General features: G+C 58.3%; 25 protein-coding genes, 1 tRNA gene and 4 pseudogenes. 13 read left to right on the top strand and 17 right to left on the bottom strand.

Translation table 11 applies throughout. The annotated features are described in order from the left end of the window. Positions 1-3: 3 nt before the first annotated feature. Both J4E58_RS09065 and J4E58_RS09070 read right to left on the bottom strand, forming a co-directional pair. Entirely contained in the window at positions 4-1872 is a 1869-nt protein-coding gene (locus J4E58_RS09065; protein WP_087091600.1) for a bifunctional diguanylate cyclase/phosphodiesterase, read from the bottom strand. Continuing rightward, a complete protein-coding gene (locus J4E58_RS09070) occupies positions 1869-4145 on the bottom strand; it encodes an EAL domain-containing protein (RefSeq protein ID WP_087091599.1) in 2277 nt (758 codons plus the stop codon). Before J4E58_RS09070 ends, J4E58_RS09065 begins: the two co-directional genes overlap by 4 nt. Positions 4146-4358: 213 nt before the next feature. Here J4E58_RS09070 and J4E58_RS09075 point away from each other — a divergent pair, with 213 nt between their 5' ends. Then, on the top strand, positions 4359-5717 hold the full coding sequence (locus J4E58_RS09075; protein WP_087091598.1) for an HD domain-containing phosphohydrolase: 1359 nt from the start codon (positions 4359-4361) through the stop codon (positions 5715-5717). A gap of 12 nt (positions 5718-5729) precedes the next feature. On the opposite strand, the gene J4E58_RS09080 is transcribed toward J4E58_RS09075, so the two are convergent. After that, a complete protein-coding gene (locus J4E58_RS09080; RefSeq protein ID WP_087091597.1) occupies positions 5730-6443 on the bottom strand; it encodes a murein L,D-transpeptidase catalytic domain family protein in 714 nt (237 codons plus the stop codon). A gap of 141 nt (positions 6444-6584) precedes the next feature. Between J4E58_RS09080 and J4E58_RS09085 the strand changes: the two genes are divergently transcribed. The 3 genes from J4E58_RS09085 (at position 6585) to J4E58_RS09095 (ending at position 9019) form a co-directional block, all read left to right on the top strand. After that, entirely contained in the window at positions 6585-8156 is a 1572-nt protein-coding gene (locus J4E58_RS09085) for a murein L,D-transpeptidase (protein WP_087091847.1), read from the top strand. Between the two features lie 108 nt (positions 8157-8264). Continuing rightward, positions 8265-8537 carry a hypothetical protein gene (locus J4E58_RS09090; protein ID WP_087091596.1) on the top strand — a complete coding sequence of 91 codons (273 nt, stop codon included), beginning with the start codon at positions 8265-8267 and terminating at the stop codon, positions 8535-8537. A gap of 158 nt (positions 8538-8695) precedes the next feature. Then, positions 8696-9019: a hypothetical protein gene (locus J4E58_RS09095; RefSeq protein ID WP_169751699.1), complete on the top strand. Its 324-nt coding sequence runs from the start codon at positions 8696-8698 to the stop codon at positions 9017-9019. 75 nt (positions 9020-9094) lie between these two features. Here the strand turns inward: J4E58_RS09095 and J4E58_RS09100 are convergent, their stop codons facing one another. Further along, the gene (locus J4E58_RS09100; protein ID WP_087091595.1) at positions 9095-9562 is read right to left on the bottom strand and encodes a hypothetical protein; all 468 of its coding nucleotides are present in this window, start codon (positions 9560-9562) and stop codon (positions 9095-9097) included. 166 nt (positions 9563-9728) lie between these two features. Between J4E58_RS09100 and J4E58_RS09105 the strand changes: the two genes are divergently transcribed. The 4 genes from J4E58_RS09105 (at position 9729) to J4E58_RS09120 (ending at position 11646) form a co-directional block, all read left to right on the top strand. Further along, positions 9729-9965, top strand: coding sequence for a hypothetical protein (locus J4E58_RS09105; protein WP_172963055.1), 237 nt, complete (start codon positions 9729-9731; stop codon positions 9963-9965). An 86-nt stretch (positions 9966-10051) separates the two neighbouring features. Next, positions 10052-10468, top strand: a complete 417-nt coding sequence (locus tag J4E58_RS09110; protein ID WP_087091593.1) for a VOC family protein — start codon at positions 10052-10054, stop codon at positions 10466-10468. Positions 10469-10598: 130 nt separating this feature from the next. Beyond that, the gene (locus tag J4E58_RS09115) at positions 10599-10790 is read left to right on the top strand and encodes a hypothetical protein (RefSeq protein ID WP_007929308.1); all 192 of its coding nucleotides are present in this window, start codon (positions 10599-10601) and stop codon (positions 10788-10790) included. Positions 10791-11211: 421 nt separating this feature from the next. Beyond that, the gene (locus tag J4E58_RS09120; protein WP_087091592.1) at positions 11212-11646 is read left to right on the top strand and encodes a GNAT family N-acetyltransferase; all 435 of its coding nucleotides are present in this window, start codon (positions 11212-11214) and stop codon (positions 11644-11646) included. Positions 11647-12129: 483 nt separating this feature from the next. Here J4E58_RS09120 and J4E58_RS32220 read toward each other — a convergent pair whose 3' ends face one another. The 9 genes and pseudogenes from J4E58_RS32220 to J4E58_RS09150 form a co-directional block, all read right to left on the bottom strand. Next, on the bottom strand, positions 12130-12432 hold the full coding sequence (locus J4E58_RS32220; protein ID WP_368665821.1) for a hypothetical protein: 303 nt from the start codon (positions 12430-12432) through the stop codon (positions 12130-12132). Further along, a complete protein-coding gene (locus J4E58_RS32225; RefSeq protein ID WP_368665820.1) occupies positions 12433-13272 on the bottom strand; it encodes a GMC oxidoreductase in 840 nt (279 codons plus the stop codon). Continuing rightward, positions 13215-13895, bottom strand: a complete 681-nt coding sequence (locus J4E58_RS32230; RefSeq protein WP_368665819.1) for a GMC family oxidoreductase N-terminal domain-containing protein — start codon at positions 13893-13895, stop codon at positions 13215-13217. The genes J4E58_RS32225 and J4E58_RS32230 overlap by 58 nt, the downstream gene beginning before the upstream one ends. A gap of 16 nt (positions 13896-13911) precedes the next feature. Continuing rightward, a pseudogene (locus J4E58_RS32235) lies at positions 13912-14325 on the bottom strand (NAD(P)-binding protein); the annotation flags it as partial. Continuing rightward, positions 14322-14812, bottom strand: a pseudogene (locus tag J4E58_RS09130) (sorbitol dehydrogenase). The pseudogenes J4E58_RS09130 and J4E58_RS32235, both read right to left, overlap by 4 nt. Before the next feature lie 97 nt (positions 14813-14909). After that, positions 14910-15041: pseudogene (locus J4E58_RS32240) on the bottom strand (transposase); the annotation flags it as partial. A 477-nt stretch (positions 15042-15518) separates the two neighbouring features. Next, the gene (locus J4E58_RS09140; RefSeq protein WP_087091590.1) at positions 15519-16628 is read right to left on the bottom strand and encodes a D-alanyl-D-alanine carboxypeptidase family protein; all 1110 of its coding nucleotides are present in this window, start codon (positions 16626-16628) and stop codon (positions 15519-15521) included. A gap of 200 nt (positions 16629-16828) precedes the next feature. Further along, entirely contained in the window at positions 16829-18229 is a 1401-nt protein-coding gene (locus J4E58_RS09145) for a HAMP domain-containing sensor histidine kinase (protein WP_087091589.1), read from the bottom strand. Then, on the bottom strand, positions 18207-18884 hold the full coding sequence (locus J4E58_RS09150) for a response regulator transcription factor (RefSeq protein WP_087091588.1): 678 nt from the start codon (positions 18882-18884) through the stop codon (positions 18207-18209). The genes J4E58_RS09145 and J4E58_RS09150 overlap by 23 nt, the downstream gene beginning before the upstream one ends. Before the next feature lie 213 nt (positions 18885-19097). Here J4E58_RS09150 and J4E58_RS09155 point away from each other — a divergent pair, with 213 nt between their 5' ends. Further along, complete coding sequence (locus J4E58_RS09155) at positions 19098-19883, top strand: substrate-binding domain-containing protein (RefSeq protein WP_087091587.1); 786 nt, start codon at positions 19098-19100, stop codon at positions 19881-19883. Between the two features lie 830 nt (positions 19884-20713). Next, positions 20714-21900: pseudogene (locus J4E58_RS09160) on the top strand (IS30 family transposase). Between the two features lie 148 nt (positions 21901-22048). Here the strand turns inward: J4E58_RS09160 and J4E58_RS09165 are convergent. Further along, positions 22049-22136, bottom strand: a tRNA-Ser gene (locus J4E58_RS09165). A 123-nt stretch (positions 22137-22259) separates the two neighbouring features. Here J4E58_RS09165 and J4E58_RS09170 point away from each other — a divergent pair. Next, entirely contained in the window at positions 22260-22931 is a 672-nt protein-coding gene (locus J4E58_RS09170; RefSeq protein WP_007929309.1) for a Bax inhibitor-1/YccA family protein, read from the top strand. A gap of 71 nt (positions 22932-23002) precedes the next feature. Here the strand turns inward: J4E58_RS09170 and J4E58_RS09175 are convergent, their stop codons facing one another. From J4E58_RS09175 to J4E58_RS09185, 3 genes are all read right to left on the bottom strand, one after another. Continuing rightward, positions 23003-23395 carry a VOC family protein gene (locus tag J4E58_RS09175; RefSeq protein ID WP_087091586.1) on the bottom strand — a complete coding sequence of 131 codons (393 nt, stop codon included), beginning with the start codon at positions 23393-23395 and terminating at the stop codon, positions 23003-23005. 12 nt (positions 23396-23407) lie between these two features. Beyond that, a complete protein-coding gene (locus J4E58_RS09180; protein WP_087091585.1) occupies positions 23408-23737 on the bottom strand; it encodes a YceK/YidQ family lipoprotein in 330 nt (109 codons plus the stop codon). Positions 23738-23820: 83 nt separating this feature from the next. Continuing rightward, on the bottom strand, positions 23821-24258 hold the full coding sequence (locus tag J4E58_RS09185; protein ID WP_087091584.1) for an Lrp/AsnC family transcriptional regulator: 438 nt from the start codon (positions 24256-24258) through the stop codon (positions 23821-23823). A 132-nt stretch (positions 24259-24390) separates the two neighbouring features. Here J4E58_RS09185 and J4E58_RS09190 point away from each other — a divergent pair, with 132 nt between their 5' ends. Beyond that, complete coding sequence (locus tag J4E58_RS09190) at positions 24391-25287, top strand: DMT family transporter (protein ID WP_087091583.1); 897 nt, start codon at positions 24391-24393, stop codon at positions 25285-25287. Between the two features lie 84 nt (positions 25288-25371). Next, positions 25372-26325, top strand: a complete 954-nt coding sequence (locus tag J4E58_RS09195; RefSeq protein ID WP_087091582.1) for a Dyp-type peroxidase — start codon at positions 25372-25374, stop codon at positions 26323-26325. The last annotated feature ends 100 nt before the right edge of the window (positions 26326-26425 follow it).

Consider the following 26425-nt stretch of genomic DNA (forward strand, 5'->3'; position numbering starts at 1 on the left):
ACTTCATGGGTGGGGCAGGTGAGGTCGCTGAGATTCGGTCAGGAAGCGGGCGAATTCCTCGGGCTCCACGGCCTTGCTGAAGTAGAAACCCTGGCCTTCCTCGCAGTGGTGACGCTTGAGAAAGTCCAGTTGTTCGGCGGTCTCCACGCCTTCGGCGATGATGCTCAGGTTGAGGCTTTTACCCAGGTCGATGATGCTGCTGACCAGTTTCGCGTCGTTGCTGTCGGTGCCCAGGTCACGCACGAACGACTGGTCGATCTTCAACACATCGACCGGGAATTTCTGCAGGTAGCTCAAGCTCGAGTAGCCGGTGCCAAAGTCGTCGATGGCCAGGCGAACCCCCAGCTGCTTGATGGCATGGAGCGTGGCGATGGTGGCGTCGACGTTCTGCATCAGCACGCTTTCGGTGATTTCCAGTTCCAGCAACGTCGGGTCGAGCCCGGTCTCGGCCAGCGTGCGGGTGAGGCGTTCGACATAGTCGTGCTGACGGAAGTCGATGGCCGACACATTCACCGACATGCAGATGGGTGGCAGGCCCTGCGCTTGCCAGGCCTGCGATTGCAGGCAGGCACGGCGCAATACCCATTGGCTGAGGGCGGCGATCAGCCCGCTGTCTTCGGCCACCGGGATGAAGTCCGAGGGGAACACCCAGCCATGGCCGGGCCGGCTCCAGCGCACCAGTGCCTCGGCACCGACCACCGTACCTCGCGCCAGGTCCAGCTTGGGCTGGTAGTGCAGGACGAACTCCTCACGTTGCAACGCCAGGCGCAGGCCGGTTTCCAGGGTCTGCTGCTGGCGCGCGCGCAGGTTCATGTCTTCGATGAAAAAGCTGAAGTTGTTGGGGCCGCAGTCCTTGACGTTGCGCATGGCAGTCTCGGCGTTCTTGATCAGCGTTACGGCATCGGCGCCGTCGTAGGGATAGATGCTGATGCCCAGACTGGCGGTGACCGTCAGGTCGTGGCCCGCCACGGAATGAGGGGTATTGATGGCGGCCAGGAGTTTTTCGGCCACCCCTCGGGTCTGCTGTGGGTGCAGGATGTCGCCGATAATCACCACGAACTCGTCCGAACCGTAGCGAAATACCGAGTCGGTTTCGCGCACGGTGGTCGCCAGGCTGCGGGCGACGAGCTTGAGCATCTCGTCTCCCGCCGGGTGCCCGAGTGCGTTGTTGATGCGCTTGAAACGGTCCAGGCCGATGAACATCACCGCCAACTGGCGGTCATGGCGGCGGGACTGGGACAGATGCTGGGTCAGGCGATCACCGAGCAAGGTACTGTTGGGCAGCCCGGTGAGCACATCGTAGTGCAGCAGGTGCGACACGCTCAGCAGTTCCTGGACCCGTTCCTCGATGGTCTGTTCCAGGTTGCGCATCTTGCTCGCCGCGTCCTGCGCCAGCTGCCATTTCCAGGTCAGGGCGCTGGCCATCTGGCGAATTTCGAGGCTGTCGAACGGCTTTTTCAGGATCAGCAGCTGGTCGCCGAACTCGATACGTTCGGCCATGGCTTCCCATGAGTAATCGGAGAACGCGGTACATAGGGCGATCTGCAACTGCGGATCGGTTTTCCACAGATGCTCGATGGTCTGCAGGCCATCCCAGCCGGGTGGCATGCGCATGTCGATAAAGGCCAGGGCATACGGCCGGCCTTCGGCCTGGGCGCGCTTGACCAGTTCCACGGCTTCCTCGCCCTGGTAGGCCGAGTCAAGCTCGAAGTGCTGATGGGGTCTGCGGCTGGCGCCCAGCAGCAAGGCTTCGGTCTTGCCCAGAGGCCCTTCGTCTTCGGGGCTGAGAATCTTGCGAAAGTCCTGATGGATCGCCGGTGTGTCGTCGATGATCAGAATTCGCCGATTGGGCACCACGGATAACGGGCTCACCTGAAATTCTCCGACGTCGGATCCGCCGACCTGCTGCCGCCATCCACAGCAGCAGACCTGGCCTTGAGCAGTTCGCCAGCCTGGTCGCTGTCGACCGCCGCACCGAGCGAGTGCCCCAGTGACGTGCCGCTGGATATCAAGGTCGTGCGCTGCTCCTGGGTTTCCACCCCTTCAGCGGTGACCCCGATGCCCACCTCGCGGGCGAAGTTGAGGATGGCCCGGAGCGTCATGGCGTTGTCCGGGTCGCTGCTGGCGCTGTCGAGAAAGCGCTGGGCCAGCTTGAGGTGGTTGACCCTGTAGGTCTTGAGGTAGTCGAACGAGGAATATTCGGTGCCGAAATCGTCGATGGCGATCTTCACGCCCAGCTCGCACAGCCTGGGCAGGATGTCGTTGTGGGTCCACTTGGTCTGGGCCAGGGTGCCCTCGGTCACGTCGAATCTCAGGTCCCACGGGCACAGGTCCCAGCGCGCGGTGGTGCGCAATACGTCGTAGATCAGTTCTGGCCCGGTCTTGAGCTGGACCAGGGACAAATGGATCGCAATCAATGGCGGTGCCACGTTCTGGTCGCGCCAGGCGCGCATCTGCCGGCAGGCCTGGTCCAGCAACCAATGACCGAGGGCGATGACGATGCCGGTCTTCTCGGCCGCGGGCATGAAGTCCTCGGCCTCGAGCCAGCCGCGCAGGGGGTGGAGCCAACGAACCTGGGTCGCCATGCCGAGGATCCTGCCGGTGCCGAGATCGACTTCCGGCAGGTAGTGCAGGTGCAGTTCGTCGCGTTCCAGGGCCAGCTTCAGGTCGTTGGCCAGGGTCACCCGCTCCGTGACCTCCTGGTTGATTTCCTCGCTGTGGAAATGGAACTGGTTGCGGCCCTTGTCCTTGGAGCGATACAGCGCCATGTCCGACTGCGCCATCAGGCTGTCGGCACTCAGGGTCTGCGGGCTGTAGAGGCTGATGCCGATGCTCACCGAGATGCGCACCTCGTTGCCTTCCAGGGAGTAGGGGAGCAGCAGGGTGTCGCGGATTTTCGTCGCCAGCGCGGCACAATGCGTGGCCTCGTCGACGTCCAGTTGCAGGATCGCGAACTCGTCGCCGCCCAGGCGCGCCACCACATCGTTTTCCCGGGTGCAGGCCTTGATGCGCCGGGCCACTTCCTGCAGCAGCAAGTCACCAATGGGGTGGCCGAGGGTGTCGTTGATGCGCTTGAAGTGGTCCAGGTCCAGGTAAAACATCGCGAAGGGCGCGGCTCCCCGTCGGGCCGCGGCGAATGCCTGATGCAGGCGCTCGATCAGGGTGGCGCGGTTGGCCAGCCCGGTCAGGCTGTCGGTGCGGGCCATCAGGGCCATTTTTTCTTCGGCCAGCCTGCGTTCGGTAATGTCGAGGATGATCCCTTCCACCTCGACCAATTGGCCCTGGTCGTTGCGCACCGGAATATAGCGGTTTTCCACCCAGCGAAAGGCACCATCGCCGGTGCGCATGCGGAACTCGATGGACGCTCCCGCCACATCCCGATCGAGGATCCGCAGCATGGCGTTCTTGACCTTGGCCTGGTCGTCGGGGTGGATCAGGGTCTGGGCCCAGTCGGCCGAGGCCACCAGTTGCGCCGCCACATGGCCGAACTTGGTGATGTTGTGGGAGATGTACATCAGCGTGAACGATGGCTCGCCCCGCAGACGATAGAGGATGGTGGGGCTGTTCTGCACGATGATGTTGGCGTCGGCCAACTCGCGGGTGCGTTCCTCGACCGCTTGCTCCAGCTGATCCATTTTCAGCTCGGCGTCTTCGGTCATCTGCCATTTTACGGTCAGGGCGCTGGCCATCTGGCGGATCTCGATGGCGTCGAAGGGCTTTTTCAGGATCAGCAGGCGGTCGCCCAGTTGCAGGCGCTCGGCGATGTCTTCCCAGGAATAGTCGGAGTAGGCGGTGCACAGGGCGATTTGCAGCTTGGGGTCGACCTGCCACAGCCGCTCGATGGTTTCCAGGCCGTCCCAGCCGGGCGGCATGCGCATGTCGATGAACGCCATGGCATAAGGCGCATCGTGATCCAGCGCTGCCTGCACCTTGTCCAGCGCCTCCCGGCCCTGAAACGCCGAGTCGAGGAAAAAATGCTCCAGCGAGGCACTGACGGGCGTACCGAACAGGGCGGCTTCGGCGTCGCTGAGGCTGTCCCCGGGGGCATCCGTGCAGGCGAGGATCTTGCGAAAATCCTCATGGATCGACGCTGTATCGTCGACGATCAGAATTCGCCGGTTGGTCCGGTCTGCCGACACCATCATCGGCGTGCTCCAACTCGGTGCGGGCACCTTGTATATAAGCTCATCGGGCTTCCCTTCCTGCTTCCTGAACATGCAATCCATTTTGGCCTTGAGCATAGTCAGGCTCCCCCGTATGCGCTAATCGGCTGGCGTCGAATTCATGCCGAAACACTACAAGTCATCTAGCCTGTCCCAGAAGGCAGGTCTGATCGAAGTCAAAGGGGAGGGGGAACCATGGAAGAACATACAGCGGGCGCAGCCCAGGACAGACCGACGGTACTGCTGGTCGACGATGAGGAATCGATTCTCAATAGCCTTCGTCGGCTGTTACGCAGCCAGCCTTACGACATCCTGTTGGCCGACAGCGGTGCCAAGGCCCTGGAGATCCTCGAACAGCGGCCGGTCGACGTGGTCATGAGTGACGCCCGCATGCCGAGTATGGACGGCGCGACCTTGCTGGCCCATATCCATCAGCGTTATCCATCGACGCTGCGCATCCTGCTCACTGGTTATGCCGACATGACCTTGATCGCCAAGGCCATCAATGAAGGGCAGATCCATCGGTATATCAGCAAGCCCTGGAACGACGAGGACATGCTGGTGACGCTGCGCCAGGCCCTGGCCCATCACAATTCCGAAAGCGAGCGCCAGCGTCTGGAAGCCCTGACCCGGCAACAGAACGAGCAATTGAAAACCCTCAACTCGACCCTGGAAAAGCATGTGGCGGCGCGCACCGCCGAACTGCAACAGACCGCCGACATGCTCGATCTGGCGTATGAAGAGCTCAAGCGCAGCTACGTGACCGGTACCGAGGTGTTTTCGCTGCTGGCCAACCTGCGCTTGCCCAAGGCCAAGCAGACCAACCGGCAGATCATTGAGCTGATTCGCGTCTATTGCATCACCCATGGCCTGGACGAAGCCGACAGCCGCAACATGACCATGGCCGCCGCGCTGTACAACATCGGCAAGCTGAGCTGGACCGACAGCATGATGACCGCGCCCGCGGACTTGCTGCACCACAACGAGCGCGACCTGTACCGGGCCTACCCGAAGCAGAGCGAGTCGCTGCTGATGACCCTGGAGCCGATGAAGGACGCGGCGCGCATCATCCTGCATCACCAGGAACGCTGGGACGGCAGCGGTTTTCCCGATCATCTCAAGGGCGAGGCCATTCCGCTGGGCTCGCGCTGGCTCAAGCTGGCCGTGGACTTCATCGAGCTGCAACGCGGGCTGATACTCGAACGGCAGATGAACAGCGATGAGGCGCTGCTGTTCATTCGCAAATACGCCGGCAAACTCTACGACCCCGACCTGGTGGAGGATTTCGTCGGCGTCTGCGCGGCTTATCAGAGCGATGTCACCCTGGCCGATCCGACGGTCAGGGTCCTGACGACGCGCGACCTGGCCCCGGGCATGACCCTGGCGCGCAACCTGAATGCCGACAATGGCATGCTGTTGCTCAATGCCGGCAAGGTGCTGAGCGGCCCGCTGGTGGACAAGCTCATCGCCTTCGAAGCGATGGAAGGGGCGAAGTACAGCATCTTCGTCAAAATACCCGAAGAGCCGGAAACGGCGGCCTCGGCCGCCGGTTAAGGAGCGAAGGGGTTAACCGCCGCTGGCAGCGACAATGCTGGCCACCTGGCGTGGCTGGCAGTTGAGATAGGGCGAGGATTTCAGCCAACGCTGGTCGGGGTACCAGGAAAACATGAACTGACCGTCCTTGAGGCGGTCGATCACCTGGCGCGCCACCTGCGGACGCACGGCCGGGCAACCCAGGCTGCGGCCGATGCGCCCTTGGCGTCGGCTCCACAGGGGGCTCACATAGTCGGCCGCGTGAATCACGATATCCCGATCGCGGGCGAGGTCATTGAAGCCTGGCTCCAGGCCGTCCATGCGCAGCGAATAACCGTGGCTGCCCTCATAACTTTCCTGGGTGCGGAACAGACCGAGGCTGGACTGGAAACTGCCCATGCGATTGGAAAACTGGGTGGCGAAGTTCTCCCCGGATTTCTGCCCGTGGGCGACCAGGTCGCGCAGCACCAGGGTTCTTTTATTCAAGTCGAAGATCCACAGGCGGCGGGCGGTGGAAGGTTGCGAATAGTCGATGACCGCCAGGTGCCGGGCCTGCCTGGCGCCGCTGTTGACTGCGCATTGCATGGCGCTCAAGGCACTTTTCAGCACTTGGGGATTGAGTTCTGGAGCGGCGTGGGCGAGGCTGTTGTAAAGCAGCGGAATCGTGTTGTTGGTGGCGAGCGCGGGGCTGCAGATCGCGCCTAGGGTGGTCATTGCCAGACAGAGCCGGCGCAAGAAGGTCAGCATTCTAGAGTGTCCCCACAGTCACTTTGGCTCCTGACATCCTGTCGCTCTCCTGGCAGTTCTGGTTACAGGTGGTTGGATGATTTTTCGCAGCCACTGCCGAGGTTGACCATCACAATGATGGCCATGATTGGAGTAAAGCAGTTGTTCAAAAAACACGCATGTTACTTGAGCCTTTTCCTGCTCGCTGCGCCGTTGGTCGCGACTGCTCAGGATGTACTGGTCGATCATGAGAACCCTGTGCAACAGGTATTCACTCGATTGTCCGATGCCTGTCCGGTGTTGGCGGTGCACCTGGACATTCCCGCCCAGAGCCTGTTGCAGGCTTTTTACCAACAGCAGGGTGACCAGCCGCTCTGGTCGTCCAGCGCACGTTTGGAGGCGTTGCAGGCCCAGTTGCAGCAACTGGCCGACGATGGCCTGGACCCGGCCGACTACCGTTCGCCGGCCAGTGCGCTCGCGGGCGACGCGCTGTGCGCCGATTTGAGCTTCAGCCAGCATTACCTGCAGGCCCTGCATGACCTGCATTACGGCCGTCTGTCGCAGGCCCGTTTCGAGCCGATGTGGCACGCCCATCCCTCACAGCTGGATCGCCAGGCACAGGTGCTTGCCATCGCCGGGCCCGGCCTGCAGGACATCCCGGCGGCCTTCGCGCTGGCGCGGCCGAGCCTCGAGCAATATCAGAACCTGCGCCAGCTGTATGCCCAGCAGCGCCAGCTGGCGATGCCCCATTGGCAGCCCCTTCCCAGCGGGCCGCTGTTGCGTCCGCAGATGCAGGACGCGCGAGTGCCGGAACTGGCGCAACGGCTGTTCAAGGAGGGGTACCTGAGCACCCTCGCCAACGAAGGTGACACCCTTTACAGCAGCGACCTGGTGAGTGCGGTGAAAAGCTTCCAGCTCAGCCATTCGCTGCAAGCCGATGGGGTGATCGGCGCGGGGACCTTGAATGAACTGAACATCAGCCCGCAGATGCGCCGCGAACAGCTGCGCATCAACCTCGAACGCTTTCGCTGGCTGGCGCAGGACATGGAGCCCGACAGCCTGCTGGTCAACCTGGCCGCGGCGCAGTTGATCGTCTATCAGGGCGGCGTGCCGGTCTGGCAGACCCGGACCCAGGTGGGGCGTGCCGAGCGCCAGACGCCCTTGTTGAAATCCCAGGTCACGCGCCTGACCCTGAACCCGACCTGGACGGTGCCGCCGACCATTTTCCGCGAAGACAAGCTGCCGGAAATTCGCCGCGACCAGTCCTTCCTCAATCGGCAGAACCTGCAGGTGCTCGACAGCGAAGGGCATCCCCTGGCGGTGGAGGATATCGACTGGGACAACCCCGGCAATATCCTCCTGCGCCAGGAAGCCGGACCGAGAAACCCGCTGGGGCAGATGGCGATCCGCTTCCCCAACCCGTTCTCGGTGTACCTGCACGACACGCCCAGCCAGGCGCTGTTCAACAAGGGGCCAAGGGCCTTCAGTTCGGGCTGTGTGCGGGTCGAGCATGCGTTGCAGCTGCGCGATCTGCTGGTGAGCCCGGCGGAACGGGTGCGCACCGACGAATTGCTGAGCACCGGGCTCACTCATGAGTTCAGGCTATCGACGCCGGTACCGATCCTGCTCACGTACTGGACGGCGCAAGCCGACAGTCATGGCCAGCTGTCCTATGCCCCGGACATCTACGGACGGGACGCGGCCTTGCTGGTGGCGCTGGACAGCAAGCTTTGAGGGCTTGGCCACTGGCATGGCACGCTGTGCCTTTGGTCAGGAACCGCTGAACATCTGTCGGCGCGCGACGATCTGAATAAGTAAGAGGGCCATGAAGGAGAATCGGAAATGGTTCAGCGTCGCCGTCATCACATCTCGCAGTTGTCCCTTCGTATCGAAGGCCTGCGGGCCAATGTCCTGCAATTCAAGCAGGATGAGTTCCAGATCCAGCAAGCCCTGTGCGGCGCTTCGGCGACAGCGAAGGTGCGCGATCTGGAGGATGCCTTCGATGAGATCCGGGAGTCGATCAATCACACCGAGGCCTTGCTGGAAGCCCTGGTCCAGGTCGCAGGTGGAGCCGGGGAAGAGGGTGCAGGAGCTTGCCAGGCCGCTGGACGTTAAGGAAGGCCGGCGCTGGGGCCGCCTACGGGCACCGTTAAACGATTGATGAAAACCCGGCCGCTGCGCCGAGTTTTTTATGGCGACACGAATGGCTATCATCGCTCGGTGATTTTTCAGCGTAGGGCGCCATGGCCTTTTTCGAGTTATTCGACCAATTCATGAGAAGCATGCTGGCGGCCTGGCTCTTTGTCGGTATCTGCCAGCTGGCCCGGTTCGTCTTCTCGCAGGCTCCGTCCAGGTTGTCCGGATGGATCACCCTCGCCGGGCTGGCCTTCTTGATGGTCTACCCCTGCGGTTGGGACTGGGCTTCCGGCTTCATGGAAAACGCCTGGGTGGCGATGTGCAGGGTCTACCAGCATTCGGCCTCTCAACTGGCGCTGTTTCTGGCGGATGCGGCGGGCGCGGCGCTGGGCGGCCTGGTGGCCTACCTGATGTCCCGCTATGTCATGGCGGCCCCGGCGCCACTGAAACCTGCCGGCTGAAGCGCTGACAGATCGAGGATCGGCCTCGCCACTGTGCGGGGCTTTTTATTGTCGGCGAACCCCCAACATCTCCTCTCAACCCTTGGGGGCGGCGAGGTAGTTGGAGAGCTTCCTCTGTCCGGTGGAGAGCTTCAGTTCATTCTCTGTCCGGCGTAAATCATTGGTTCTGGATGTGAGTTGACTGGTCAGGGCCGCCAACTCGACCTGGACCCCTTGCGCCTTGGCTTCGCGTTCTTTGTCGCTCAGGGACGGATCGTTCTTGATCGTCTCAAACTCCTCCATTTTCTTCTGGATCTTTTCCTGTATCTCGCGAATGACCTTGAGAATCTTCTTTACGGACTCAGGCAGGTTGCTGGCATCGATATCCGCATTCTTGTTCTGTTCTTCGGCGGCTTTGGCCTTTCCTTCTTGAGAGAGCAAGACTTTGACGCCTTCCTGTGGCGCGGCTTGGTCTTCATCGCTGCCGAGTTCGGTGGGAGCGATGTGGGAGGAGGGGGAGGCTACCGGGACTGTCATGGTGATAGTTACAGAGTTGATTAGCATGAATTTCTCCTTGAGGCCACCAATGGCATCGGCTGTCCGAGGGTATTCTTGAGCGGTTTCGGGCAGGAGGTTGGTCGTTGGTGTCCGAGCATGCAGGATCCCCATCGACTGGCATGAATGAATGGGCTGTGCCTTACTCGAATTTCATTTACTGAGGGATGCGGCCATGACTGAGCGTCATTTGAACTACAGTGAAACGCTTTCGAATGGGTGCCAGATCAAGGTGCGATCAGAGATCCTCAGAGATGGCTCGCTCAAGATGTTCATCGGCATCTACAAGCCGGATGGCAGCGTTATTGTCGAAGACAATGACCTGGCCCCGGATGGTCTGGACATGGAGGATGCGTTTGAGTGGGGGATCGACAGGGCCAAGAAGATTGGCAGCGGGCAGAAGGTTCAATGACTGGTAATGCCGAGTGCTAAATAAGCCGGCAATGACAGAGAACCAGGGTAAATTGGTCGGCCAAGGAACTGAATGGATGCAAGAGTATGTTCAAGTTGAACGCCCTGGTGCCGGAATTGATCGTTTCGGATCTGAAACAGAGTCTGTATTTCTACTGTGATGTGTTGGGTTTCAGGGTCGAGTATGAGCGCCCCGAAGACCAGTTTGCCTTTCTCTCCTTTGGCAACAGCCAGATCATGCTGGAGCAGGACTGGCATGACGATTCGCCCTGGCGTGTCGGTCCCCTGGAGCCTCCCTATGGCCGAGGCATGAACATTTCCATCGAGTGTCCGGATGTGTCGGCCCTGGTTTCCGCGCTTGAGGCCGCCGGTTGCCCGATCAGGAGAACTGTCGAAGAACATTGGTACCGCAGCCATGATCGACAGTTCGGGCAGAGGAATTTCCTGGTCCTGGATCCCGATGGCTATCTGCTTCGTTTTGCGCAGGATATTGGCGTGAAATAGCTGCCAGGCGGTGCCGGAAACCTGTGCGGTCCAATTGGTTCCACACCGTTTGCCGGCTATCCGCTAGCGCGGGGGCTGTTGGCGATTGAGGCGTAAAATGGCGGTGCTACCTCGTCAAAAGGAGCCCCATATGATCGCCGACCAAGTAAGCAAACAGGCGTCGGAGCAAAGAGTCTGGGATCAATACTTCTGCGCTGCGTTGATTGCCGAAAGTAATCTGACGGCACCGGTCGTAGGAGAGGCCACTCATGAAGACAGGCAGAACCTGTTGATCGAAAGAGCCAAAACTCTCGCCGACAAGATGATGGCATGTAGAAAATAATCGAAGCCCAGCCAGAGTGCTGGGCTTTTTGCATCCTCCTTGCACATGAAGGTCTGTTGACCGTTATACCCGTGACGATGACGGTGCTCTGTAGTACGCACTGCCTTACTTGCATGTGATGGGTGCCTTTGCCGTGTTCACGTTGTTTGCCTGTGTCGTGGCGCTGATAGTCGCCAATACAGCGGGCGCTATGGATGATCAGTGGTCGCGCACTGGCAGCAAGTGAGGGTTGGAGTGCTGCGAGTGCCGTATAGCGTGCTGTAGATGCACTGGGCCTTCGGCGTACCCAATGTAACCAGCGTCAATTAGCCAATTCATCGTCGCATTTGCGCTTTCCATCAGAACTATCGCTGAGCGTAATGGCATCTGGGGCATTGAAGCTGAAGTAAACTCCGGCGAATTTGACCGGAGGGACGCGATCATGAATTGGCAAATCAGACAGGCCGTCTTGAGCGATATCGAATGGTTGGTGCGTGTGGATCCTATCGCGGCAAAAGACCACGGCCGCCGAGCACAAATAGAAAGGGTAGTAGGCACGGGTGAATGCTGGGTTGCTTGTGAGACGAGCGACCCCAGTGTCCCGATCGGTTACGGCTGTTTGGACAAAAGTTTTTTCGGGGAGTGGTTCATCCCGCTTGTAGTCGTCTCAAACACCCATAGACGTTCTGGTGTAGGTCGGCAAATCGTTGCTCACTTAGAGCATTGTTCCACTGCCAGAAAGATCTTCACTTCGACCAACATGTCCAATGCACCCATGCGGCAATTGTTGGTACAGCTTGGATATCAATACAGCGGGACTGTGGAGAATCTTGACCCTGGTGATCCAGAGCTGATTTTTGTGAGGTTTTTGAATTAACTCCGCACAACAACGGCGGCAAGGCCTTCACCATCCATGTTGCGCTGTAGACGCTGGTTACCTTTGCGGTGGGACTCCCAAAAGCAGCATCGATCCTCAAGCCCCAGAAACGAAAAAGCCCCGAATAATCGGGGCTTTAGCGTGACGAATATGGCGGAGGCGATGGGATTCGAACTCATGGACCTGTTACAGTCGACGGTTTTCAAGTCCGATGATTAATCATTATATTTCAATAGGTTAGGTTGTATTTATTTCCACAAGGGAGTATTCGTTGAACCTCTAGAGGTCTCTGAAATCAAGGGGTGAGAGCTTAGTTGCGGAAACGATTTTGACGTTTTTTTGGGCTTGTTTAGGAGGATTCGATCACCCTAAATTTTGTAGCTGCACCGACAGATGGTGTTAGCTCGCTATTATCGATCCACACGGACTATTTGGTTGTGCGCATGTTTAGCTCGAGACCGACCTGAAAAAAGGCCATGTCCATTAATCGTCCTTTGGGGTAGGCGAGCCGCAGGCATTTGGTTTCAATTGCTGGCCACGCGGCAATTGCGCTTGGTTGCCGACCAGGAACGGCACGCCACTGTTGCCGATACGCCCGATCAACGCTCCTTCTGGTTGACCGGGCAAGGTATAGCCGGGCTTGGCGATCAACCTTGGGTTGCCCGCCGCGCTGACCATCCCGGTTGCCGGGTTGGCCGCCCACTGTCCACCGGTACACACCGCCAGTTGCCAGCTCTGCCCATTGACCTGCACGCCGGTGCCCTGCCAAGCCTGGTTGGCCTGCACCTACACGGTCCGCTTAAGCAGATCGCTGGCGACCACGTCGGCGGCCTGGAAGGTCAGCGCAGTGATGGTCAAGGTCGGGTTGGCGGTGCCGGTGGTGGGGAACACTCCGTCGCCGACCAGGAACAGGTTGGGGTGGTCCCAGCTGCGCTGGTCCTTGTCCACCACCGACTTGGTACGGTCCGAACCCATACGATAGGTGCCCATCAGGTGGCCAGCGCCGAAGAACGCGTAGTACTGGCCGTCATACTTGAACACCGTTTGCGAGCCGGGCTTGAGCTCAGGGTTCAGGTTGGTCAGCTCGGTGGCGCCCATCAGCTTGGTGATGATATGCGTGGCGGCCAGGCGCGCCTGCTTGAAGCCCTCCTTGGTGTAGTCGGACAGTTCATAGGCGATCTGTGGCCTAGTCAGGCCCAAGCCGTCGGTGAACCCCTCGGCCCTCTCCACCCGGCACAGCGCTTTGTAAGGGTCTTTCTCCACCTGCTCGATCAAGAAGCCCAGACGGAACTGACGGGTCAGCACGCTGTTGAGCTCTTGCACCAGCGCCACGCCGGATAACGCCTTTTTATCGGGGTTGGCGCCACCCTTGTTGGTGCCGTCGATGAAATCGCAGACCGACGTATAGGGATCGTTCACCGACCAGTTCCAACCCTCATTGCCGATCTCGATACGCCAGGCGGCACGCTGGCTGCGGAACGGTCCGTCGCGCATGTCCTCGATCCCCGAGGTGGACAACGGCCCGCGGAACGGGAACAGTGACTTACCTTCGGGCATCAGGCCCCATGCTAGGTACACCGGGTGGTCGGCCAACGCCTGGCCGACCTGAGCGCTGCTGTTGGCCACGCCGTTGGGGCATGCGGGCCGACCGAGTTGAGTCGCAGTTTCGGCGTTTCGATCGCGTGGGCGGCGATCACGTAGCGTTTCCCCTGAGCCTCGCCGTTCTGGCGCGTGCCGTCGTTCTGGTACTGGATGTACTCGATGCCGGTGACGCCGCTGGCATCGACTTGCACCTTGCTCGCCACACTCTGGTAGAGGATACGCACGTTGCCGGTATCCAGCGCCTTGGCCATGGTCACGGTGGCGTCGTACTTGGCTTGGATCGGGCAGATCGGTGTGCAACTGGTGTTGCCGGCGCACACCCGGCGGCCGTTGTCGCTTTGCGAGTTGCGCCCGGCCGGGGTCTGCCGGACGTTGAGCGTCACACCTGGGTACGACTTGCCGTCGGGCGTCTTCTCCGGGCTCTGGTACACCTTGCCAGTGACATTCTCATCCAGGCCCTGGTCGACCAGTGACGGCGGGATGCCGTGCATACTGTACTGATAGCCCTGCGGGAAGTTCACGCCCAAGTAGGTCTGCGAGGCGACATCGGCGGACACGCCCATCTCCTCCTCGGCCCGGCAGTAGGCGGTCTGCAGGTCGTCGTAGCTGATCGGCCAGTCGACTCCGACGTTGTACGCAGTGCGCATGCGAAAGTCGTTGGGCAACAGGCGCAGGGGCCGTGCCCATCCAGTGCCACATGGTGCCGCCGCCTACCCGCTCGTAGGTGCTGGCGAACAGTTGCGGCCCCTTCTGTACCAGGTAGCTCTTCTGCGCTTTGTTCGAATCTTCGCTGCCGGCGGTTATCAGGTCCTGGATGGTCGCCCGTGGCGCGAACTGAGTGGCCGGAGTCTGCTCGGTCTGCTCCGGTGGGTATGGCGACCCGGGCGACTTGAACACGGCAGTGTAGAAACGCTCAAGGTACTCGCTGCGGTTAGGCGGAATCGCCGGGGCCGACTCGAGCACCAGCACTTTCAAACCGGCCAAGCCCAATTGATAGGCCATGACGCTGCCGGCCATGCCGGCGCCCACGACGATCACATCGGCGGTTTCGATGTTCTGGGTTTGTAGATTGCTCATGGCTGCTGCCCTTCCTTGGCGTCGACACCGGTAAATTGCTTGAGGGTCGGTGGCTGCTCGGCCCAGTAGCCGAAGTGATACTGGCTGTAGCCCATGGGGTGGGACTGGACGATCTTCCACGCCCAGCTTTCCTTGTAGGCCTGGTCGGAGACCACACGGGTATCACCCTCGTGGCGTTGCCTTGGTCATAAGGCTGGTACCAGCTGCCGAGCAGCCACAGCTTCATGATCGAGCGGCCCCCCTGGGCGATCTGCGGGTCCGAGTTGTCGAGCACGGCGCTGGCGATTTGTGCAAGCGGTTGGTTCTTGATGCTGGCGTACAGCTCCAGCAGGTTACTGAACGCTACGGTGCCCATGCCTTGCTGGGCAGTGGCGAAAAAAAGCGGCGGCAGGTTGATAGGGTCGACGGAGGGCGCGAGCAGTTTGGCTGACAGGCCAGTTAACGCGGCGGACAGGTCGATGAAGTTCTGCAGGTTCGGGTCGCTCATGGCATCACTCCTTGGCGCCGGTGGATTGGGCACGTTCAAGCAGGAAAGTAAAATCGGCGAAACTGGTGCGCGGGGACTGGGTCACTCGATAGAGCGGCACCCAATTGCGGATGACGTTGGCATTGATGCCGTGGCTGATGGCAACACTGGACACGGTTGCTCCAGGTTGCAGGCATTTCTGAACGACTTGGGCTTTGAATGGTTTTGAATAAGAGCTTCGTTGTCGCATGGAAATCCTGGCGATAAGGGTGATCGCGTCCGCTTAAAAATACGCGGACACCATCGCCCTTAAAGCTAGAGTTCGGAAGGTGAGTTCGCTGGACGCTTACGTGATTTCAGCCCAGGCTAAAGCCTTACGCAGAATGACAGAAACAAGAAGCCCGGCGCGAAGCGGGCTTTTGTATTTCGAATGGGGCTGATCCCTCAGCAGGTTCGAGTGTAATTCAAGGAGATCTATGGTGCAGCTAACACGTTCTCTTAGGTCGGTATCAGATATGAATTGCATTGAAGCGACAACCCATTGAGCATTCTCCCTCTGTGATGACTGACATTACGAGCCGACGCTAAAGCGTCATTGAGGCAAATGTCCTTGGGCATCAAGGATGCTGACTCAACTGGATGGTTTCGCCCCTGCCACGTCAGATCAGTGGGAATCATTTCAGGTTGTCAGTGAGGTGAATCATGGCTGGATATCATCCATCCAGATTCAGGCCTTTACCTCTCCCGTGTCGCCCTTCGCATCAAACAACCCTGCAAAAAAAAGATGAAATGCATCCCAGGTTCGCGTCCACCAACCACCTGTTTCTCCCGCCTCTAATGCGATGAGAGAGCGTGTCGCAAGTTTATTCTCGCCATCATACAACTCGTAGCTTCCGACAATGTCACCGACGGCAATAGGAGCTTCCAGTGCGTTATTGATGTGAAGGCGGCTTTCCACCTTGCGATTACTATTCTTGGGCAGCGTCAATGTCACATCATCGAGCAACCCAACAGAAATTACGTTTTTCTCGCCCTTCCACAGTCGTGGTTGAGCTAACACTTGGCCGCCTTTCTGATAGGTCTTCGTCTCAAAAAAGCGGAAGCCGTAGTTCAGGATTTTTTGAGCATCTTCTGCACGATTGTTCGTCGTGGTCGAGCCAAATACCGCACTGATAAGACGCCGCCCATCACGAAGAGCAGAGGTCACCATGCAGTAGCCGGCCTCTTCAGTGTGGCCAGTTTTGAGCCCGTCAACACTTGGGTCGCGCCAGAGGAGAAGATTGCGATTACGTTGGCGAATGTTGTTCCAGGTGAAATATTTGTGCGCGTATAGCGGGTAGTAAGCGGACTCATCATTGATAATTGCCCGCGCAAGTCGGGCCATATCATGAGCAGATGAGTAGTGCCCAGGTGCCGGCAAGCCTGTAGGGTTCATGAAGTGAGTGTCAGTCAGCCCAAGTTTATTTGCAGTGGCATTCATCAACCCGGCAAATGCATCTTCGCTACCTGCTATGTGCTCCGACAGAGCCACACTGGCGTCGTTGCCAGAGTCGATCACCACGCCACGCAGCAGGTCATGCACAGGGACAACGGCGCCAGGATCAAGAAACATCCTGGAACCACCGGTTCTCCATGCGTTTTCACTGACGGTAACCGGATCGTCGACCTTGAGGCGTCCCGCCTGTATCTCATTGGTAGCCACATAAACCGTCATCAACTTAGTCAAGCTAGCCGGCGGCAAATGCATATCAGCGTTTTGACTGCTAATAATCGAGCCTGTCGCGGCATCCATGAGTACCCAAGATTTCGCGCTCAGTTGCGGTGGTGCTGGGATCATTGCTCGGGCAGTTGGTGAGGCAGGACTTGGGGTAGGTATTGGAGCCGCCCAAACTGGTGTCAGAAAAGAACACGCAAGAATGAGTGTAAGCCGCAATTTAGGGTGTTTCACAAGCGCCAGCCTCGGATTCGCAGAAAGACGCGCCAAGCTAGATGAGGAGCTGAGAGGGCTCAAATTAACCCGGATTAATATAAATTTAATTAGCCGTTGGAAACGACCATCTCGGGCAATGGACAGATAATCGAGACTGAGGCTCCACCACCAAGCGGCGATTCCTGGATATGCAGTACAAACCCGTGCAACCGAACAATTGCCGATACCAGAGAAAGCCCCAGTCCATGCCCAGGTTGTTGGCGGGTAGCGTCTCCGCGATAAAGCCTTCGGATCACGCTGTCACGCTCTGCCTCGGGTATTCCAGGGCCACTGTCCGAAACCTCGATATGGAGCGAGTTATGCGTCAGAGAGCCGGTCAAGTGAATTACACCGCCCTTGGGTGTGAACTTGATAGCGTTATCTAAAAGATTAACCAGCGCCTCGAACAGAAGAGAAACATCACCAGATAACTTCGGAAGGTCTTCAGAGAGCTCGAGGAGTAGCGTCAGTCCTTGCTCTTGTGCCAAGGGCAAAAAAAACTCGTGCGCTTGCATCAGCAGCGATGCTGGCTGGAACGATTCAAAACCTGATCTTCTCCTTGTATCTTCAAGTTCAGATATTCGCAGCAGCCCTTGGAAGCGCAACATGATGGATTCGCTTTCTTCCAGTGCCATGTTCAAGGTTTCTGCATGAGAGCTATCCAGGGGTAACTGCTGTAGCTGGTCAAGATGGGCACGCAGGCGAGTCAGGGGAGTACGCAGATCGTGCGCAATACCGTCACACGTCCCCTTCACCTCATGCATAAGCTGCTCTATATGCTCGAGCATGACGTTGACAGCATTGGCCAACATGTCGAGCTCATCGCGGCGTGGAGATAGCGGCAGGCGTTCACCGAGATTGCCCGATACGATACTTTCGGTGCAGCTTTGAAGTCGCTGCACTCTGCGTAAGGGCCTTCGCCTCAAGAGCCACCAACCGATCAACCCAGGGATAAGAGTAAGAGAAAACCCCCAAATTAATGCCTGCTCGATGATGCCGCCGACTGCGGAGATAGATCCTCCATCACGCGACAGGATCAAAATTCGACCATCACGCCGATGTTGCATTAGCGCATGGCTGCTTCGGGTTTGCTCGCGTGGCAATGCGATGCTCAAACCTCGCTCCAGATAATGTACCTGACCATCATCTGGGAGACTTGCTCGTAACCGCAGAAGGTCACCGGCGATATGTGTGCCGTCAGCTTTGAACAAACCGTAGGCGTCGATCCCTGAAGTCGAATACACCTCACTGGCAGCCAGTTCACCCTCTAGGCTGGCATCATCGATTTTTTGATAATAGTGGGCGCGTTGCATCAATGTCCGCTCGGCAACAGCCCCGAGATAGGTTGAGATTTTCCAATAAAGCACCCCCGTAAAAACGGCTCCCCAAGCGATAAAAAACAACGCGTAAAGCCCGAGAAGGCGACTATTGGAAGAACGCCAGCGCTCACTCCTGGGAAGCAAGTACATAACCAGAACCGCGAATTGTTTGAATGACAGGGGAACCGCTCCCCTCGATTTTTTTCCGCAGCCGACCGATATGAACATCAATAATGTTCGTGCCAGGATCGAAGTGATATCCCCAAACCGCCTGAAAAAGCATGGTTCTAGTGACCAACTGACCCGCGTTGCGCATGAAATAAGTGAGCAGTTTGAATTCGGTTGGGAGAAGCGGAATGTGCACATTCGAACGACTGAGTGAGTGTTCAATGAGATCGATATGGAGGTTGCCAAAGCTCAAATGACGCTCACTTTCACCTGCGGTTGGGCGCCTCAGCAGCACCTCCACCCTGGCGATCATTTCAACCGTAGAGAACGGTTTGGTCAGGTAGTCATCGCCCCCCGAACGAAGCCCTTTCACCCGCTCATCGACATCAGACAATGCACTGATCATCAAGACTGGCTTCAGAATACCGAGGCTTCTCAACGTGCTGACTATCGTCAAACCATCAAAATCAGGCAGCATTCGGTCAAGCGTTATCACATCATGGTCACCAGAAATAGCCGCTGACAATCCATCACGACCGTTAGCCGTCCACTGAACATCGAATCCATGGGAGGTAAGCGTGTTAACAATAGCATTGGCTGTAACCTCATCGTCCTCTATTACTAGCGCGCGATTCATTTTTTACTCCACACAACGATTGCAAACCTAAAGACTCAAGCAGGCTCCAAGCGCCGTAGATTTCAAGATGGATGCAGCCTAGGTAGGGTGCATCAGCCGGTAAACTAAATTTTTCTTAACCCTCCTTAATTTCGACATTGCTTGAAATGTGACTATTTTTTCGCGCCTTCACTGCTAAACCTCATTTCTACGCTGGATTCAGGATACTCCGTCATGACGAAGACCTTACTGAGGCTCGCATTGGCCTGCTTGTTGTTCTTGGCAGATGGCATCGACGCACAGGATGCGATCTCTACCAAAACGCTTACCCTATTTGTGTCTGGAGGCTTCATCGCGGCGATTCAATCCTTAGCTCCCGTTTATGAAAAAGAGACGGGATTCAGCCTGATCATCAAAGAGTCTCCACCTACCGGGAATACCCCGATGGCAATCACTAATCGGCTCTTGCGCGGTGAAAAAGCAGATATCGTAATCATGGAGGATTGGGAGCTTCGAAATTTGATCGATCAGGGGCAGCTGCAAAAAACGAGTCGAATTGATCTTGGCAAGTCGTTCATTGCCATGGCCGTCCAAAAAGGTGCAAAAAAGCCCGATATAGGCAACATGAAAGCCTTCAAAAAAACGCTACTCAGTGCCAAGTCCTTGGCTCTATCGGATACGCCCAGCGGAACATACCTGTCCTGCATTCTCTTCCCTCAAATGCACATTTCAGAAAGCTTGAGGATCAAGACGCGGACGATTTCCGCCGAACCCGTCGGAGAAGCAGTCGCTCGTGGCGAAGCAGAGATAGGCTTCCAACAACTGAGTGAATTGATGCGCACGGAAGGTATTGATGTGATCGGGCTTATTCCAGATCAGGTGCAGAAAATGACGATGTATTCTGCAGCCATCTCTACTGGTGGCGTACAGCAAGAGGAGGCTGCAGCGCTGTTGAAATTCCTGAGTTCAAAGGCCTCTAGGACTGCCATCAAGGTAAGTGGATTAATACCCGTGCGATGAGTATTCCAGACAGGCGCATGGCTCAGCTGCTACATCTGCAGCATCGGTACGCTTGGCTATTGAGACACCGCCAGAATTGCAGCTGCTTTATGGTTGGTCATTTGAGGGGCCGATTTCGTTTGCTGACCCAAGCTTAAGCCATCAAATTCTTGAGGGCTTAACGTGGCCCCTCCGCCAGACAGAATCAAGGCGAGAGCTAGAATGGTAAAGCCTACTAACACTGGGAATGAACCCAACCAGAATTGGATGCGTCGGCGGCGCTGGTATGCGTCCATCTTTACTAGCCCCTGTCGGCGTTGGCGAGTATTTCTCGCTTACTTATACTTCTCAGTGATGTAACTGCTTGAACGATACCGAAAGTGCTCAGAGTTGCCACAAACAATGTGGGCGAGTTCTCTTATATTCCTGCTCTTCCATTTCATTTGCGTTCCTAGATTAGGCGGAGTGGGACTGAAGCACGGACGACATAAGACAGTTAGCAGATAATGATCGCCAGATGTGGGTAGATAGCTGCCGCTGAAAATATAGGGTCGTCAGCTCTTTCAATGATCGATTGAGCATAGCTTCCCATCGGCTTCTCGCTTTGCTGGCACGAAAAGCTCCCAAGCCTGGCCGTTATCGCAATTTCTAAGGCGCCACACCGTTTAGTGCAGTGCTTCTACCAACCTTCTCCGTGCGAACTCAGACGCGACCCCGTTCAGGATTCAGGGCCACGCGCAAATCGGATATCCGATGCGATTCAGCTGTTTGTGACTGACCGCTTTTGGCTGTGGATTCAACCGGTCGATGCAACACAACTAAATTCTGTGTAAGCAGAAGGAGTGTTGCAGATGAAGCAGAGACCTCGGATCTATTACACCGAAAGCCAGAAAAAACTGATGTGGGATCACTGGCGAAAGGCGACTCTCTCCAGCACATAGCCCAACTATTTGATCGAAACCATTCATCGATACAGCGCATCTTGGCGGAAACAGGCGGTATCAGACCCGCTGTACGCCGCAGGTCCAGATTGGCGCTGACGTTGGCTGAGCGCGAAGAGATTTCGCGTGCAGTGGTGGCAGGTAACTCGATCCGTTCCATGGCCGCGCTGCTAGGGCGAGCAGCCTCTACGATCAGTCGTGAGATCAAACGCAACGGTGGCCAAGGATGCTACCGGGCTAATCAAGCTGATCAGGCTGCCTGGGATCGTGCGCATCGACCTAAGGTCTGCAAACTTGTTGAGAACCGAACGGTGGCGCAAATTGTTGCAGACAAGCTTCAATTGCAGTGGTCACCGGAACAAATTGCCGGTTGGTTGAAGCGTACCTACCCGGACGATACGAGCTATCAGGTGTCACACGAGACGATCTATCGCACGCTCTTCATACAGGCTCGCGGGGCTCTGAAGAAAGAGTTGCTTGAGCATTTACGGCGCACGCGGGCCATGCGTCGCTCGCGCCATCACACGCAGAAGAAAGAAAATCACGGTCGAATCACTGACGCGGTATCGATCCGCGAACGCCCGGCCGCGGCTAAGGATCGGGCGGTGCCAGGTCACTGGGAAGGCGACCTGCTGTGCGGTAGCAGGAACAGCCAAATTGCCACTCTTGTTGAGCGTCATACCCGCTACGTAATGCTGGTGAAATTGGACGGTAAGGATGGCGAGACGGTCATCAGCGCCCTGTTACCCCAAGAACTCTACAAATCGCTGACGTGGGATCGCGGAAAAGAGATGGCTGACCATAAGCGCTTTACGGTGGCTACCGACATCAAGGTCTACTTCTGCGATCCTCATCGTCCTTGGCAACGGGGATCGAATGAGAACACCAACGGGTTGTTAAGGCAGTACTTCCCGAAAGGAACCGACCTTGCGGATCACTCGCAAGCCACGCTCAATGAAGTCGCAAGGCAGCTAAATAGCCGCCCTCGGAAAACACTAGACTACGAAACACCCGCTGAACGATTTAGCCAATCTGTGCGTCGACCGGTTGAATCCACAGCTGGAAGCAGCCCGTTGAAGGTTGCCCCATACTTTTGAGTGTCGAGATCGAAACAGTGATGTCGAAAGGGCAGGGTTGCGGAAATGACTGAAAAGATGCGGAAACGATCCGTAGAGAGAGGGGGGAATTTCCTGAGTGCCAGAAACGACAAAGCCCTGAATAATCAGGGCTTTGTCGTACATAAGATGGCGGAGGCGATGGGATTCGAACTCATGGACCTGTTACAGTCGACGGTTTTCAAGACCGTTGCCTTAAACCACTCGGCCACACCTCCGTTTTTGTTGCGGGCGCCATAATACCTGAATGAAACACACTGTCAAACTCTGTACATAGCTTGTTGCAGAGCGTCTGTTATGATCTTTGCCACTGAACGTTTCAAACCAACAGGAGTGTCGCCATGCGCGAACAGGATTACGCAGTTAATAACAGCGTGCAGGCCGAGCAGCTAGAAGTTAGCCGCGTCCTGCGCAACACCTACGGCCTACTCGCTCTCACTCTCGCCTTCAGTGGCGTGATGGCTTACGTGGCCCAGCAGATGCGGGTCGGTTACCCGAACATTTTCGTGGTGCTGATCGGTTTCTACGGTCTGTTCTTCCTCACCAACAAACTCCGTGATTCGGCCTGGGGCCTGGTGTCGGCGTTTGCCCTGACCGGTTTCATGGGCTTCCTGCTCGGCCCGATCCTCAACCGTTACCTGGGCATGCAGGGCGGCGCCGAAGTGGTCAGCTCGGCCTTTGCGATGACCGCGCTGGTATTCGGTGGCCTGTCGGCCTACGTGCTGATTTCCCGCAAGGACATGAGCTTCCTCGGTGGTTTTATCACCGCCGGTTTCTTCGTCCTGCTGGGTGCGACGCTGGCCAGCCTGTTCTTCCAGATCAGCGGCCTGCAACTGGCGATCAGCGCGGGCTTCGTGCTGTTCTCCTCTGTGTGCATCCTGTACCAGACCAGCGCCATCATTCATGGCGGCGAGCGTAACTACATCATGGCGACCATCAGCCTGTATGTATCGATCTACAATCTGTTCGTCAGCCTGTTGCAGCTGTTCGGCATTATGGGCCGCGACGACTGATTCTTGTAAGCCCTGAAACAAAAAGCCCGCTTCGGCGGGCTTTTTGCTGTCTGCGATCCGGCAACCCAGGGTCAGGCCGGGTCGTGGCAGCACACGCAGAGCTTGTTGCCGTCCGGGTCGCGAAAATAGGCGCCGTAATAATCAGGGTGGTAATGCGGGCGCAGGCCGGGCGGGCCTTCGCAGGTGCCGCCGCTAGCCAGGGCCAGGGCATGCGCCTGGTCGACGCTGGCGCGATCAGGGGCGAGCAGGGCGATCATCTGGCCATTGCCGCTGGTTGCCGACTGGCCATTGAAGGCGGCGCCAATCACCAGCAATGGGCGCGGGGCCTTTTCGCTGACCCAGGCGGCCCAGGGCTTGGCTGGGTCGCAAAAGCGCACCTGCAAACCCAGCGTGTCCATGAGCGGTGCATAGAAACTCCAGGCCCGCTCAAAGTCGGTTATGCCGATGTAGACATGAGACAGCATCGCAGCACCTCGCTATTGGACAATGATCAGGCTGCCGTCGCTGTGTTGCCGATAGATCGTGTAGGGCAACAGCAAGGTGTCGAGTACGCCTGAGACGGCCATGTCGAGCAGCATGGCCTGGTTCGAGGCCGGGCCGGTATGAGTTGCGCCGTTCTCTGGCTCAGGGGCATGCAGGCTGCAGAAGTCGTAAGTCACGCCACTGTAGATACGCGGGACGCCACCGCAGTAGGTTTTTCGCTCCTTGAGTTTCTCGCTGGCCACCGCATCTTCCCTGAAGACGGTATCGATGGTTCCACAACCTGAGAGCATCAATGCCGCCAGCAACAGAAAAGAGGTTTTCACGGTGCGAATCCTTCGTCGATGAGGCCCTGAGTCTAGCCAGTTTTTGGGTGCCAGGGGGCAAACGCCGTGTGTGAGCCCAGGCATTACGCCATCGGCGGCAACCGCCGTTTCACCGGGCTTTTCTTGACGATCGCGGTGTTGGTTTCCGCGCAGCTGTTGAGGTGGTCGAGCAGGCTGTCCAGTTGCTCCATGTTGCGTACATGCAGGCGGGCGATAAAGCAGTCCTCGCCCGTGACCTTGTCGCATTCGGTGAACTCGGGGATGGCCAGGATCTGTCGTTCGACTTCCTGGAGTTTCCCCGGCAGCGGCCGGATGCGCACGATGGCCTGCAATTGATAGCCGAAGAACTTCGGGTCGACTTCGACGGTATAGGCCTTGAGCACGCCGCGCTCTTCCAGGCGTCGCAGGCGTTCGGCGACGCTGGGCGAGGACAGTCCGCTGATCTGCGCCAGGGCCTTGAGCGAACGGCGTGAATCTTCCATCAGGGCGCTGATCAGCGCCTGGTCAATCTCGTCGATCATGTCAGCCTCATTAGGTAAAACCTAAGAAATACCTTGATAAAAAAGGTGTAAGCCGATTTTAGCCTACCGTTGAGTCTTGAGCGGGGCAGGAGCCGATTGTCATACTTTTGGCTCTTGTTGAGGAGAGTGATCATGGACAAGTTGTTACGCCGCGGCTCACTGGAAATGACCGCCGCCATGTTGATTTCCGGCACCATCGGCTGGTTCGTGCTGGTGTCCGGGCAGCCGGTGCTGGACGTGGTGTTCTGGCGCTGCGTGTTCGGTGCCGCGACCCTGCTGCTGATCTGTGCCGGCTTCGGCTTTCTGCGCCCCGGCATCCTGACGCGCACCACCTTTCTCCTCGCCGTGCTCAGCGGTGTCGCCATCGTCGGCAACTGGGTGCTGCTGTTCGCCTCCTATTCCCGGGCCTCGATCGCCATCGGCACCGCGGTCTACAACGTCCAGCCGTTCATGCTGGTGGGGCTGGCGGCGCTGTTCCTCGGCGAGAAAATCACCGCGCAGAAACTGTTCTGGCTGAGCATTTCCTTCGCCGGGATGCTGGCGATCGTCAGCGCCCATGGCGAGCAGGGCGCGGCGGGCAATGACTATCTGCTGGGAATCGCCCTGGCGCTGGGGGCAGCCCTGCTGTATGCCTTCGCCGCGCTCTTGATCAAGCGCCTGACCGGCACGCCGCCGCACCTGATCGCGTTGATCCAGGTCTGCACCGGGGTGTTGTTGCTGGCGCCCTGGGCCAACTTCTCGGCGCTGCCCACGGCACCGGAGGCCTGGGCCAGCCTGCTGACCCTGGGCATCGTCCACACCGGGGTGATGTACGTGCTGCTGTACGGCGCGATCCAGAAACTGCCGACCGCACTGACCGGCGCACTGTCGTTCATCTACCCGATCGCGGCGATCTTCGTCGACTGGTTCGCCTTCGGCCATCGCCTGGAACTGCTGCAATGGATCGGCGTGATCGCCATTCTGCTGGCTGCGGCCGGCATGCAGCAGGGCTGGAGCCTGGGCTTGCGTCGTCGGGTGGCGGCGCAGTGAGCGCTGCGGTCCACTCAGGCGCTGTGACTGGGCGATTGTTTGCTACTCTGCGGTCCTTCCATCCCGTTCCGCCGAGTACAGAACATGCCAATATCCGACGCCAGTCCTGAACCGCAATCCGTCTGCAACCCGATTACCAGCAGCGCGATCTTTATCGTCGCCACCCTGGCCCCCGGCAGTGACGCCGCCGCCAAGGTGCGGGGCTGGTGCGAGGATGTGGCGGGCCTTACCCGTTCGGTCGGCAAGCGGGTGCCCGCGGGTAACCTGTCGTGCGTCTGCGGTTTTGCTTCGGCGGCTTGGGACCGGCTCTTCGGCGGGCCGCGCCCAGCCTCGCTGCACGCCTTTCGCGAGTTCGGCCCGCAAGAGCGCCGGGCCGTGGCGACCCCCGGCGACCTCCTGCTGCACATTCGCGCGGACCAGATGGACCTGTGCTTCGAACTGGCGACGCAACTGATCGGGGCATTGGGCGATGCGATCTCGGTGGTCGATGAGGTACAGGGTTTCCGCTATTTCGACATGCGCAGCATCATCGGTTTTGTCGATGGCACGGAAAATCCGGTGGGGCGCAAGGCCATCGAGTTCACCCTGGTCGGCGATGAAGACCCGGCGTTCAGCGGCGGCAGTTATGTGCTGGTGCAGAAGTACCTGCATAACATGAACGCCTGGAACGAGCTGTCGGTCGAGGCGCAGGAACGTGTCATCGGGCGCAAGAAGCTGTCCGATATCGAACTCGACGATGCGGTCAAGCCGACCTCTTCCCACAGTGCCTTGACCACCATCACCAAGGACGGCGAAGAGGTGAAGATCCTGCGCGACAACATGCCGTTCGGCCGGCCGGGGGCCGGGGAGTTCGGCACCTATTTCATCGGTTACGCGCGCTCGCCGGAGCCTATCGAGCAGATGCTGGAAAACATGTTTGTCGGCCGGCCGGCGGGCAACTATGACCGCTTGCTGGATTTCAGCACGGCGGTGACCGGCGGCCTGTTCTTCGTGCCTTCCGCCGATCTGCTGGAAGCGTTGGCCGAACGCCAGCCCTGATCCGGATGCAAAGAGCCCGCGAGGTGAGGGCCTCGCGGGCTCGTTGCATCTGGCGGATGCTATTCAATGGTTGGCGGGACCGCGCACCGGGAAAGGCGCC

The organism is Pseudomonas sp. FW305-25 (genome assembly GCF_017351415.1).
GTDB lineage: Bacteria > Pseudomonadota > Gammaproteobacteria > Pseudomonadales > Pseudomonadaceae > Aquipseudomonas > Aquipseudomonas chlororaphis.